9 protein-coding genes are annotated in these 13,038 nt (G+C 30.3%); 3 read left to right on the top strand and 6 right to left on the bottom strand.

Going from position 1 to position 13,038, the window contains the following annotated elements; all coding sequences use genetic code 11:
* Positions 1–173 precede the first annotated feature (173 nt).
* Entirely contained in the window at positions 174–1,151 is a 978-nt protein-coding gene (locus tag AAC069_RS01815; protein WP_339918817.1) for a polyprenyl synthetase family protein, read from the top strand.
* Positions 1,152–1,352: 201 nt separating this feature from the next.
* Here the strand turns inward: AAC069_RS01815 and AAC069_RS01810 are convergent, their stop codons facing one another.
* The 4 genes from AAC069_RS01810 to AAC069_RS01795 form a co-directional block, all read right to left on the bottom strand.
* Complete coding sequence (locus AAC069_RS01810; protein ID WP_339918816.1) at positions 1,353–1,982, bottom strand: response regulator transcription factor; 630 nt, start codon at positions 1,980–1,982, stop codon at positions 1,353–1,355.
* 68 nt (positions 1,983–2,050) lie between these two features.
* The gene (locus tag AAC069_RS01805) at positions 2,051–2,371 is read right to left on the bottom strand and encodes an ATP-binding protein (RefSeq protein ID WP_339918815.1); all 321 of its coding nucleotides are present in this window, start codon (positions 2,369–2,371) and stop codon (positions 2,051–2,053) included.
* Between the two features lie 167 nt (positions 2,372–2,538).
* Positions 2,539–2,868: a histidine kinase dimerization/phospho-acceptor domain-containing protein gene (locus tag AAC069_RS01800; protein ID WP_339918814.1), complete on the bottom strand. Its 330-nt coding sequence runs from the start codon at positions 2,866–2,868 to the stop codon at positions 2,539–2,541.
* Between the two features lie 85 nt (positions 2,869–2,953).
* The gene (locus AAC069_RS01795) at positions 2,954–4,030 is read right to left on the bottom strand and encodes a response regulator (RefSeq protein ID WP_339918813.1); all 1,077 of its coding nucleotides are present in this window, start codon (positions 4,028–4,030) and stop codon (positions 2,954–2,956) included.
* Between the two features lie 741 nt (positions 4,031–4,771).
* On the opposite strand from AAC069_RS01795, the gene AAC069_RS01790 reads away from it, so the two are divergent.
* Positions 4,772–5,533, top strand: coding sequence for a response regulator (locus AAC069_RS01790; RefSeq protein WP_339918812.1), 762 nt, complete (start codon positions 4,772–4,774; stop codon positions 5,531–5,533).
* Positions 5,534–6,350: 817 nt separating this feature from the next.
* Here AAC069_RS01790 and AAC069_RS01785 read toward each other — a convergent pair.
* Positions 6,351–9,536 carry a PAS domain S-box protein gene (locus AAC069_RS01785; RefSeq protein ID WP_339918811.1) on the bottom strand — a complete coding sequence of 1,062 codons (3,186 nt, stop codon included), beginning with the start codon at positions 9,534–9,536 and terminating at the stop codon, positions 6,351–6,353.
* Positions 9,537–10,389: 853 nt separating this feature from the next.
* Here AAC069_RS01785 and dnaG point away from each other — a divergent pair.
* Positions 10,390–12,357 (top strand): DNA primase, encoded by a 1,968-nt coding sequence (gene dnaG, locus AAC069_RS01780; RefSeq protein ID WP_339918810.1) that lies wholly within the window; start codon positions 10,390–10,392, stop codon positions 12,355–12,357.
* Here dnaG and AAC069_RS01775 read toward each other — a convergent pair whose 3' ends face one another.
* Positions 12,358–12,987 (bottom strand): response regulator transcription factor, encoded by a 630-nt coding sequence (locus AAC069_RS01775; RefSeq protein ID WP_339918809.1) that lies wholly within the window; start codon positions 12,985–12,987, stop codon positions 12,358–12,360.
* Between the last annotated feature and the right edge of the window lie 51 nt (positions 12,988–13,038).

The following is a 13,038-nucleotide window of genomic DNA, read 5'->3' as shown; positions in this document are numbered from 1 at the left end:
CGGGTTAGATTAAGTTAAGTTTAACAAAGTATTCATTACAATTAAGAATAGGTTAGCTGTGTAAATTTTCTGATTTGGACTCTTTAGAAGCGGTGAATTATTTAACACAGATTGGATTAAAATTAATAGTAAGGCTATGTATATTTGTTAAAAGGTGTAACTTTGAATTCTAAATGAATGTCACTTCGCAAATAAAACAGCCCATCTTTAAAGAAATGGAACTTTTTGAAAAAAAGTTCTACGAATCGATGACTTCACAAGTGGCTTTGTTGAACAGAATCACGTATTATATAGTGAATCGAAAAGGGAAGCAAATGCGTCCCATGTTCGTTTTTCTGACCGCTAAGATGGTTTCTGCAGGAATTGTGAATGAAAGAACCTATCGTGGAGCCTGTGTTATTGAGCTAATTCATACCGCAACTTTGGTTCATGATGACGTAGTGGATGATAGTAATCGTCGCCGTGGTTTTTTCTCTATCAATGCACTTTGGAAAAATAAAATTGCAGTACTTGTTGGGGATTATTTACTTTCAAAAGGGTTGTTGCTTTCTATCGACAACGGTGATTTTGATTTATTGAAAATAATTTCAATCGCAGTTCGTGAAATGAGCGAAGGTGAATTACTGCAAATAGAAAAAGCGAGAAGGCTTGATATCACAGAAGATATATATTACGAAATCATACGAAAAAAAACGGCAACACTTATTGCTGCCTGTTGCGCTCTTGGCGCAAAATCAGTTATTGAGGATGAGATTCAAGTAGAGAATATGAGAAAGTTTGGAGAGCTGATCGGAATGGCGTTCCAAATTAAAGATGATTTGTTTGATTATACTGATGATGCGATTGGGAAACCAACAGGTATCGATATCAAGGAGCAAAAAATGACTTTACCATTAATTCATGTTCTAAATACCTGCACTTCTAAGGAAAAGTCATGGTTGATCAATTCGATTAAAAATCACAACAAAGACAAAAGGCGTGTTAAAGAAGTCATTGCTTTTGTAAAAAACAATGACGGTTTACTTTATGCCGAAAATAAAATGCTTGAATTTCAACAAGAAGCACTTTTGTTATTAGAAAATTATCCTACTTCAGATTTTAAAGATGCCTTAATCTTGATGGTGAATTACGTAATTGAAAGAAAAAAATAATTCGTTAGCCAGAAAAAAAGACAATTATAAAATTATTTCAAGTACGATCTAAACCCACTGTTTAAGTCTAATACGGTTAAACAAAATAATGTTTCATTAGGTGTTCATTTTGATTTTAATTAAAAACGAATTATAGTTGATTACCAAGTACATTACTCCACTTTAGTAAAATTGAGTAATGTGCTATGGTTTTTGATCTTTTTATATTGCTTCTATTATTTTTGCTTTGTTTACTAGATCTACTACATTTGTAACGTTTAGCTTTATTAATAATCTTAACTTAAAGGCGCTTATCGTTTTTTCGTTTAGGCTTAAAATAGCTGCAATTTCATGATTCTTTTTACCGGCACTTAAATACCGTAAAACTTCTACTTCTCTATTGGAAAGTTTTCGATGTAGTCGTTCCCCTTTATTTTGTTTCGCTATTAGTGATAGATTTGCTTTTATAGTTTCATTCATGATAATCTCTCCCTGATTAACTTTAACGATAACATTTCTTAGATATTCTAGTTTTTCTGTTTGAGAAACATATCCAGAGACTCCTGCTTTAATCGCGTTTGGCGCATAAATTTTCTCAGAAAGGCCAGTGAAAATAATAATTTTTGTTCTTGGATGTTTTTTTAAAATTGTTTTGATTTCAAAAATACTTGTAAGTTCTTCTAATTCTAAATCCAAAATTAAGACATCAATGTCTTTCGTTTTAAGTAACTCGGTAATCATTGAAAATTTGTCAACATTAGCAACGATTCTAATCTCTGGATGGTTTTTGAAATACGATTTTATCCCTTGATGTATGACGGGATAATTATCTGCTAAACAAACTTTTATCATGATGTTTATTTTAGTGTTAATGGAATATTTGTTTTTAATTTCAATTTTGTGTATAGATAATTTACTAGCTATATGTTTAATGGTAGCAGTATTTTTATCGTGGTCCCTTCTTTTTCTTTAGAAGTAATACTAAAAACACCTTTCTGTTTATTTATAATGATTCTGCTAAGGAAAAGACCTAAACCCAATCCTTGTTGTTCTTGGCGCTCCCTATTGAACTGTTGTGTGGCTCCAATTCTAGTTAATTCATTTTCACTAAATCCAATGCCAAAATCTTTAATACCTAATTCGTAGAATTCTTGATTGTATATACCGCCAGAAACCATTACAATTTTATTGTGAGGCGAAAATTTTAAAGCATTGTCAATTAGTTCAAAAGGATGAAACACAAGTTCTTCTGGGAAATTTTCACATCTGCTTTACCAATCGCGTACGTGATTCTTTTTTCTTGATATTGGTAAACTTCAAATATTTTATTTTTTACTTTTAGAAAACTATCAAATATTGCAGCGTATGAATTATTTTCAAATTTTAATATGTTGCTCTTTACGTTTTGTTAAAACATAATGTTTTGCGTAGCCCTATTCAATCGTTCGCCAGATATTTTTATAGTTTCATAAAATTTTAATACGTCTTCCTTCTCAAGGTGTTCATTTTCCATCAAAAGATCTATTGGAAGCAAAATTCCATTAAGGGGAGTATTTATTTGATGTAAAAAGTATGTTTTGTTACCTGTGTAAATGTTACTACATACATTTTTTATTTTATTAAATCGTTCAATTTTGTTTTTAACAATTTCAATTAATTCGTCTACTTTAAAAGGCTTTGGGATAAAATCATCTCCACCATTTGTAAGGTGTTTTCTCATTTGATTTTCTTCATTCATAGCTGTCATGAAAATAAACGGAATCGAGTTTAAGTCGATATTTTCTTTAATTAACTGATGTAACATATTGAACCAGGAAAGGGGTTTATTTCTTATGGATAGGAAGTAAAATGGAAATTTTAGAACCTTCATTTTCTTTCGACACAATACTTATGATTCCATTAGATTTTTTTATGATAGATTTAGTGATAAAAAGTCCTAATCCTAGTCCTTGTTGCTCTCTTTCATCACGATTAAACTGTACTGTAGCGTCAATTAATTTTAGCTCTTCCTCTTTAAATCCAACTCCGTAATCAAATATATTTATTTCATAGTAATCATCGCTAAATACGCTTCCTTCAATAACTACTTTTTTGTTTTTTGGAGAGAATTTTAAGCCATTGTCTAGTAGCTCAAATAAAATAAAACTCAGATTAGCTTTACTAATTGCTAATTCTGCAGTTGTAAGTTCAGATACAACTCTATTTTTTTGTTTTTTATAATGGAACGAAATTTTATTTAAAACATTCTTGAAAACATTCTTAATTTCTGAGCATTCATCTTCTGATACTGTAAATTTATTGTTTTTGATGTTCTCAAAATGAATTATATTTTGCATCGTTCTGTTCAAGCGTTCGCCAGATGTTTTAATTCCTTCCTGAAAAATAATAACATCCTCTTGTGATAAATTAAGGGTGTCGTCCATCAACAAATCAATTGAACCTAAAATACCATTTAGCGGCGTATTGATTTCGTGAGAGAAGTATTTTGATTCTCCGATATATAAATTAGTAGTATCTTTAATTTTTTTAAATCTTTCTATTTTCGATTGTACGGTTGCTAACAACTCTTTCACCTTAAATGGTTTCGTTAAAAAGTCATCTGCTCCTTCGTTAAAACAGTTTCGCATCAAATTTTCTTCGACTTTAGCAGTCAAAAAAATAAAGGGAATCGTACTTAATAGTTTGTTGCTATATACGGTTTTTTGAAAAGCCTGTCCATCCATAACAGGCATCATAATGTCGCATATAATTAAGTCAGGAATCCAGTCGTCTAAAATATCAAGCGCTATTTGTCCATTTTCAGCATTTTTTATTTCATAATTTTGAAGAGTTAACAATTCACTAAGCGTTTCTCTAATAAAGAACTCATCATCAATTACTAGTATTTTATGTTGATTCATTTTGGAAGTATAAGGTTGATTTACTTTTTTTTAATTTGATTAAACCTTTAATTTAATCATGGTTTTTAGAATGTTTTCAACTGTGACTAATTTTATTATTTATAAAAAGAATCGCTGGAGGTTCATCCGTCTCGAGACTCTGTTTTTGTCTAGTTGTTTTGATTTTGGCACGATATATTCATGCTTGTGTAATGTTTTAATTAGTCATAATTGTAATATATTATTGCGCATCCTGTATTTTTTGTTGAAAGTAACCGCGAGTGCATAAGATTTAATTATGTTGTATCGTACTGATTTCTTTAATGACATCTTATTGCGTCGTTATAAAGCATATTGTAAGATTTACTTTTTTTGAAATTATGTCAAATAAAATAAAAAACTCATTCATGTGAATCTCGCTAACTGGCATTTCACTTCACGATTGATGATTATAATCAATTGTTATATTACTAGATATTGTTTTTACTTACTATTAACGGTTAGTTCTTTTACTACTTTCTACGAGAGTAATAATTGATTTTAAAAACTTCTTTTTAGTTTAGCCAATTATTACATTACTCTAAATGTTAAATAATGTTCGCTTCATAATCAATTATTTTTTTAAAAATCACTTGCTGTTATGCGTAAAGCAAAATAAAATGCTTGTAAATATAATTTACTTGTCTTTTTTAATAATGGAAATTATCAATAAGTCAATAAAATTAACTGATGAATTAATATTTTTATGTCTATTTTAGAGGTATGAAAAATGAAAAAAAAAATATAGTATTAGTTGAAGATAATCTTGCTTTAGGAGAGTCTATTCATGACGTACTAGTTTTTAGTGGTTTTAATTTGAAATGGCTAAAAAACGGCTATGAAGCATTTGTGTATCTGAGTGATAATGTTCCGGATGTGATTATTAGTGACTTAATGATGCCTGTTATGGGAGGGGATGAGTTGTTTTTAAAAATTAGAAAAAATAATAAATTCAACGCTGTTCCTTTCATAATAATTACTGCCAATATGGATGATGAAACTAAATTCAAGCAATTGGAGAATGGGGTTAACGATTATATTATGAAGCCATTCAAAACAAGGGAACTACTACTGAAGATTAAAAACATTTTAAATTTAAAAGCTCAAATAGAGAAAAAGAATAGCCCTGACCCTTTTTCAAAGGTTACAATAAAGTTGTCTGAAAAAGATTTTGTTGTGTCCATCAATACAATTTTGGCTAAAAACATAAAACATAAAATAGATATTGACCATTTATCAAGTCAGCTTTATATCAGTAAATCAACATTAGATAAGAAAATAAGAAAACGGACTAATAAAAATATAAGTCAGTATATAAGAGAATTTAAATTGGATTATGCCCTTAAATTAATCTATTTAGGAGAACGGAATATGCAGTTTTTAGTGGACGAGACCGGTTTTAATTCCTTGTCTTATTTTTCAACTAGTTTCAAGAAATATGTAGGTGTGACCCTAAGAGATTATATTAAGTCTACTCATAAGTAGAATTTTCCTTTTTTAAATCATTAGTACTTTTTTTTAACGTAGAGATGATCATTAATGCTTATTGATTGTATAATTAGTAATATAGTAATCAAATATTATTTTTTTGGTTAATTAGAAACACTATTATAATGAAAATTAGGCCTTCAGTTGAAGTTTGGGATAGTTTAGAGATTTCTATAAATTCACACAAGATTAAAAGAATTACCTTTCTTTTATATTTTTGTCTTATCGTTAGCGTATTTACTTTAATAACCGCAGTTATCCTTTTTGTTTAAATCTAGTTTTAGATAATTATGGTTTTAGTAATTTCGTTTTTAAATTAACAGTAATTTGTTTTTAGTTATCACTAGAAACAATCGATTTTGTTACGTGATTATTAAGTTTGCATGTAGGTTTATCTCTTATCATGCAGCTTACTTAATGTTATATTCGGGGGGATATTTCAATAATTACAATTTATTGATGTAAGCTGTTATGATAGGATTTAATATTTTTAAAAATATAAAAGTATCTAGTTTAGAAGACCAATCATAGTGTCTCTGTAAACGTGCGTTTTTAAAAATAAGATATTATTTCTTTATGGTAAAGAGGTCAATATTATAAGTAGTCCTTCTTTATGAAAACCAAAATTCAATTTTAACATCTATAGTCAAAACGGGTCCATTGGAGACGTAGTTTTTTAGTGCTTTTTAAAAAATGTGCAAGCTTTTAAAAATTGTTGTGTTTAAGTTTAAATTAAATAAGGTTAATATTTTAGAAATGGTCGTTCTCATTCACGCTTTATCACTCATGTTTTTTTGTTACTAGAAAATGTATTTTATGCTTTTGGTAACTGTAGCGTTACTTTAGTCCCTTTTCCAAGTGTACTTTCTAATTGTATCTTTCCTGAGTTTTTTTCTATGAATGTTTTAACAATATAAAGCCCTAGACCTGTTCCTTGAATTCCATCAGTATTACTCGCTCTAAAAAAAGTGTTAAATAGTTTCGCTTGATCTTTTTCGGGTATCCCTATACCAAAATCTATTATTTCAAGTTTAATTTCTGATTTATTAGAAATCAATCTCAGTTGTACACTTTCGCAATTTTCAGAATATTTGAAGGCGTTGTGTAATAAGTTAAATATAGAGTACTCTATTAAATTTTTGTCGGCAAAAATTAAAAAATGATTTCCTTCATAATGAAAATCTACTTTTTGACCTCCTTTATTTGTGCTGAAACTATTGTTTATTAAAGTATCACAAAGTTCTTTTAAATCTAATTTATTTGGATTGAAATTAGTCTTTCCTGAGTCATCTTTAGATATTATCAAGACAGCATTCATCAATTCAACTATTCGATCAATTTCGCTTGTGATTCTGTTTATTTGTTTTTTTAAATGCTCGTCGCCTTCGCGATTCTGGCGTTCAAGATACATTTCGATTAATTCTGCACTAGCTCTAATCGTAGTCATTGGAGTTCTAAACTCATGAGAAATAGTCGATACTAGATTAGTTCGTAAGTCATTTAATTCCATTTGCTGTTGGAGTGTCTTTTCAATAGCAAATTCGGCTTCTTTTCTTTTTGAAATATCCCTTGTACTAGTTTGAATTTTTATAGGAACTGCGTTTTCAAAAACGATTTTAGCATCAGTTTCTAGCCAGATGTATCCTCCTGTGGAATTTAAATAACGGGACTCATTTCGAATCGGTTCATGGTTTGAATTGAGATTGTCAAAATCGATTGTCATTCTTTTAATGTCTTCTGGATGCGCAAAATCGATAGGTTTTTTTCCAATCAGGTTTTCTGGGGTAAATCCAACTAATGCTTCTATAGAAGGAGATACATATTGAAAAGTCATGTTTAAATCAAGTAAACATACTAAGTGCATTGTATTATCTGCTAAAAGGCGATATAAGCTTTCAGCTTTATTAAGTTGGATGTTTTTGTTTTTGTTGTTTTCTTCTACTAATAATTTGTTTCGTTGTTCAATTTTTTTGATTTCTGTTATATCAGTTTGCGCACCGATCATTCGCATCCATTTGTCTGATTCGTCGCGGATAATATAGGCTTTGTCTTTTATATAGGCATAAGCACCATCAGATTTTAAAAAACGGAATTCATCATACCAAGTACTCGCTTTGCTTTTAAGTGTTGTTTTCAGGTTTTCTTGAACTCTTTTTAAATCATCAGGATGAATAAGGTTTTCGAAATCTTGAACCTTTAAAAATTTGTTGTCATTATTTAATTTGTGACCAAATAGTTTTGTGTAATTTTCTGACATTATGAAATTTTCAGAAGCTATTTCCCAATCCCAAATTACATCAGAAGTAGCCATGTTGACATATGTAAAACGTTCATTGCTGATTTTTAGCTCTTCTTCTGTTTTTTTCTGTGCTGTGATGTCGTTGAAAGAACAGATTACGTACAGCAGTTGATTTGCGTCTCCAAAAACTGGAATTACATCAACTAATAACCAAATTAAATCATTGGTTATAGGACGACGGACTCCCATTACTATATTGTTGATTGATTTTAATTTCTTTATGGCTTGAGGAACAGGGTGTTCTTCAGCTGTAAAGGAGGAGCCATCCTCATGGATTACCTCCCAGTCTTCGTCAAAAGAGGTTTTTCCTAAAAGTTGATCTTGGGTGAGTCCCAGCATTTTGCAAGCAGCGTTATTATTTTCTATAATTTCTGATTGGGGGCCTTGAACTAAAATACCAACAGCAACGTTTTCAATAACGCTTCTTATAAATTGACGATTTCTAAGAATTTCATTTTGGATTTTTGTGTTTTCGGTGATGTCTACGCTAAAGCCGATCATCATTGCAAGAGCCCCGTCGTCATTAAATACGGGATTAAATTTTCTATTGTGAAAACTTTGCTCTCCTACTGCATTATATAGTTCTTCTTCCCATGATAGCATCTCTTTGGTTTGAACTGCTATGTTGAACTTGGCACGTCTTGCAATTGCAAAGTCAGTTGTTCTGTTAGTATGTTTAGCATATTCAAAATCGTCTTTCCCTATAATATATTCTCTGAGTTCTTTGTTTTTAATAGCAATAGGATTTATATATAGATACTTGTGATTAGGATCAAATACGGCAACATCTGTGGGTAAACGGTCTAATATCGTTTCGTAGAATTCTTTTTGTAGCTTGAGTTCTTGCTGACTTTCAACAAAGTTTGTAATGTCTGTGCAATTTCCTATGTAAAAGAGTTGATTGTTTTTTTCTGTTAATTGAATTTTGGAAGAATACCAAATGTCATGTCCTTCTTTATGTTTTACTCTATAAATAAGATTTTTATTATTTTTTTCATTTAATTTAATAGTATCTATAAAATCAGAATACATTTTAATATCTTCTGGATGAATAAAGGCATCAATGCTTGTGCCAATAATTTCATTCGGGCTTAGTCCTATTGATGATTTAGAATTTGTAGAAACGTATGTTATTATACCATCTAAGGCGCATCCATAAATAATTTCGTTTGAATTATCGATAAAGTATTCAAATTGCAGCTTTACTTCACTGAGCTGCGTTTTTAAATTAGAGTTTTTTAATCTAAGATTTAGTGTAGATTCTATTTGGGAAACACATTGTTCGATGATTTTTAATTCTGTTTTACTTAGTACTTTGTTTTTATTGTTTAACAAACAAAGATTACCTACGATTGATTTATTAGTCAGGTTGATTGGAAACCCTGCAAAAAATGTATAGACTTCCTCAAAGTCATTTATTTTATAGTTGCAATTTTGATTTGCACCAGAAAGAATTAAAATATCATTGCTACTAGTAAGGTCATTAAAATGTACAATTTCATTTGGGGTATTGAAATTCTTCAAGCCTTTTTTAAATAAGATAATGTCTTCTTGCTTCTTTTTTATTGAAATAAATGCGCCTGAAACTTTACAAATCTCAGTTAGAAACTTTAAAATAGTACTAAATTCATTTTTAAGTTCGACTTCTGTTAAGTCTAATATAACTGAATTTGAATCATTGAATTCCTGTGAAGTATGCATTTAATTATTTTAATTACGGGTTAAGATTTGAGCCTTCAATTTGTGGTGCAAATTAGTTTAAAATTTTATTATATCATAAGGTAAATGAGTTGATTAACATGTTTTTAGGGAGATTTTTTGCTTTGTTTTATTTTTAAAAAAATCATTTTTATTTCTGAAATACGTGTGTTTTTTAATCTTTCGGAATAGTTTTTAAGTTAATAATAAAAACTAGATGTAATCAGAGATACAGCGATAATTTCGGCATTTTTAAATTTTTTAATACATTACCGTTTGATGCTTTTGTAAGTATAGCCGTAATGTGGTATTTTGATGAAATGGAATATAGTATAAGATCGAATTTTGATAAACTTTCATATATTGCGCAATATGATAGTAAATACATTATAACTGAAAGTAAGCTTTCTGTAGTATTGAAGGGTAACGTGGTTACTGTTGATATAAGTAATGTTTCAAATGTTAGAATAATAAGAAGGAGAAGTTTAGTATTGAATTATTTGATGATGTTTTTCTTAATTGGTTTATTTATGATGATTAAGAGACTAGTTTTTCTTGATTATTTGAGTACTATTCTGTTGAATATATGTACAGTTATTCTTTGTTTTTCGACTCTTTTTGTTACTAAATATTCATGTAAGTTACTTTTAAATTATAAAGATTTTAGTTATCAAATTTTTAGATTAGAAAGCGATATATCTGTCAATTTTAAAGATATTTTGGCTGCTTAAATCTGTTTTATTTTCAAAGAAGATTTTTATTCGTCAGTCTTCTTTTTCACTTAAAATTTAGATTCTTTAAAACTGATTTTCAAATTACAAACTTTGTATATTTGCCCTTTTACTGCAAAACAACAATGATTACAAAGGCGACTATAGATACTGTTTTTGAAACTGCTCGTGTAGAGGAGGTTATTGGCGATTTCGTCCAATTAAAGAGAGCTGGAAGTAATTTTAAAGGATTGAGCCCTTTCTCTGATGAGCGTTCCCCATCCTTTATGGTATCACCAGCTAAAGGGATTTGGAAAGATTTTAGTTCTGGGAAAGGCGGGAATTCTGTTGCTTTCTTGATGGAACACGAACATTTTACCTATCCTGAAGCCATTCGCTATTTAGCCAGGAAATACAATATAGAAATAGAGGAAACAGAGCAAACAAATGAAGAAAAAGCAAATACAGACATTCGAGAGAGTATGTACTTAGTTTCTGAATTTGCAAAAGATTATTTTCATCGCACACTTTTAAAAACAGAAGAAGGAAAAGCAATAGGTCATTCTTATTTTAAAGAAAGAGGATTTACCACGGAAACCATAGAAAAATTTAGCCTTGGATATTCTCCAGATACTTGGGATGCTTTCACAAAAGAAGCGCTTGGGAAAGGCTATAAATTAGAATTTCTGGAAAGTACAGGTTTAACTATTCCTAGAGAGGATAGGCCATTTGACCGTTTCAAAAGCCGTGTTATGTTCCCGATACAAAGTATGTCAGGAAGGATACTTGGTTTTGGAGGGCGAATACTGACCAATGATAAAAAGGCAGCAAAATATTTAAACTCACCGGAGAGCGAGATCTATCATAAAAGTAAGGTGTTGTACGGGATATTTCAGGCAAAACAGTCTATTGCCAAACTCAATAATTGTTTTTTGGTCGAAGGTTATACGGATGTGATTCAGTTTAATCAATCTGGAATTGAGAACGTAGTTTCGTCTTCAGGGACAGCATTGACGCCAGATCAAATTCGTTTAATCAATAGACTTACAAAAAACATTACTGTTCTTTTTGACGGTGATGCAGCCGGATTGCGTGCTTCCATTCGTGGAATCGATCTGATTCTGGAAGAAGGAATGAACGTAAAGGTTTGTACTTTTCCTGATGGAGAAGATCCAGATAGTTTTGCTAAAAAGACATCTCATGATGATTTACTAGTGTACCTTGAAGATAACGCAAAAGATTTCATTCAATTTAAAGCATCGCTTTTGATGAATGAAGCAAAGAATGACCCTATAAAAAAAGCCGATTTGATTCGGGATATGGTAGTTAGTATTTCTAAAATACCAGATCGAATTCAGCGCGAAATATACATTCAGGAATGTTCGCGAATTATGGATATTTCTGAGCAGGTATTGGTTAGTACTTTGGCGCAGTTAGTTCAGAAAGACACTGCTGAGGTTGGTAAAAAACAAAAGCAAGAATACAAAGCATTAGAAGTTGTTAAAAATGAAAATCCTGCCGACGCGGAAAAAGTAGATATTCTTTATCGTTTAGAACGAAAAATTATTGAGATGTTGCTTTTATACGGTGATAAAACGGAAGAATTTGAAGATGTACTTTTAAAATCAAATGGAGAAGGGGAGATTGAGCATGTAATTGAAAAAAAGGAATACAAAGTATTTCACAGAATCTATTTGAGCTTGCAGGAAGATGAGGTAGAATTAGCAAATCCTCTTTTTAGGGACATATTCAACGATCTGATTAATTGTTTTCTTCAAAATGATGGTTTCAGCTTAGAGCAATATCTGATGCATTTGCAGCCTGAGTTTGCTCAAGAGGTTACTGATATTTTAATGGAAGACGAAAGAGTTATTTTACACAATTGGGAAGGACAAAATATCTTTCCGAAATATAAAAAAGACACTATTGGTCAAAATGTTTCAGAGACTATTTTAACGCTGCGCTGGTATTTAGTAGGTAAAATTATTGAAGAAATAAAAAGCTCCATAACATCTGAATCAGATAATACGGAGCCTATGACAATGATTAGAGACTACCTTGGTCTAACTTTTGCTTTTTCGAAAAAATTAGGACGGGTAATGTCTCGCTTTTAATTAAACTATTTCTAATTTTTGTGCTTTGTTTACTAAATCAACTAGGTTAGTAACATTCAATTTCGTTAATAAACGCAATTTGTAGGTGCTTATCGTTTTCTCGTTAAGGCCTAGAATTTCAGCAATCTCGTGATTTTTTTTACCTCCGCTTAAATAACGCAACACTTCAACCTCACGATTGGAAAGCTTACGATACAAACGTTCGCTTTTGCTTTGTTTTGCAATTAAGGCGAGGTTTTTCTTCACGGTTTCGTTCATAATTATCTTACCTTGACTCACTTTTATAATTGATTGGCCTAATGTCTCCAGTTTTTCTTTCTTGTGAACGAATCCTGAAACACCTGCTTTAATAGCATTTGGCGCATAAATCTGTTCAGAAAGACCACTGAATATAATAATTTTTGTCTTTGGAAAGTTTTTCAAAATTGATTTGACTTCAAAAATACTAGAAAGACCTTCTAATTCTAAGTCTAAAATTAAAACATCAATTTCTTTAGTAAGAAGAATATCACGGATCATTAAAAAATTACCAACATTGGCTACTAGTGATATTTCGGCATGATCTTTAAAATAAGATTTCACTCCAAAATGCACTACAGGGAAGTTATCAGCTAAACAAACTTTTATCATGATTTTTGGTTTTTAGAGTTTTTTTTCACAATTCATTATTAAATATAAGAA

The organism is uncultured Flavobacterium sp. (assembly GCF_963974175.1).
In the GTDB taxonomy this organism is placed as follows: Bacteria; Bacteroidota; Bacteroidia; order Flavobacteriales; family Flavobacteriaceae; genus Flavobacterium.
Note: the sequence above shows the minus strand (reverse complement) of the source record. Positions and strands in the feature narration are given on the sequence as shown.

Coding starts and splice junctions, on each gene's coding strand:
- AAC069_RS01815 (WP_339918817.1), top strand. CDS start 174: ATGAATGTCACTTCGCAAATAAAACAGCCCATCTTTAAAGAAATGGAA.
- AAC069_RS01810 (WP_339918816.1), bottom strand. CDS start 1,982: ATGATAAAAGTTTGTTTAGCAGATAATTATCCCGTCATACATCAAGGG.
- AAC069_RS01800 (WP_339918814.1), bottom strand. CDS start 2,868: ATGAATGAAGAAAATCAAATGAGAAAACACCTTACAAATGGTGGAGAT.
- AAC069_RS01795 (WP_339918813.1), bottom strand. CDS start 4,030: ATGAATCAACATAAAATACTAGTAATTGATGATGAGTTCTTTATTAGA.
- AAC069_RS01790 (WP_339918812.1), top strand. CDS start 4,772: ATGAAAAATGAAAAAAAAAATATAGTATTAGTTGAAGATAATCTTGCT.
- AAC069_RS01785 (WP_339918811.1), bottom strand. CDS start 9,536: ATGCATACTTCACAGGAATTCAATGATTCAAATTCAGTTATATTAGAC.
- dnaG (WP_339918810.1), top strand. CDS start 10,390: ATGATTACAAAGGCGACTATAGATACTGTTTTTGAAACTGCTCGTGTA.
- AAC069_RS01775 (WP_339918809.1), bottom strand. CDS start 12,987: ATGATAAAAGTTTGTTTAGCTGATAACTTCCCTGTAGTGCATTTTGGA.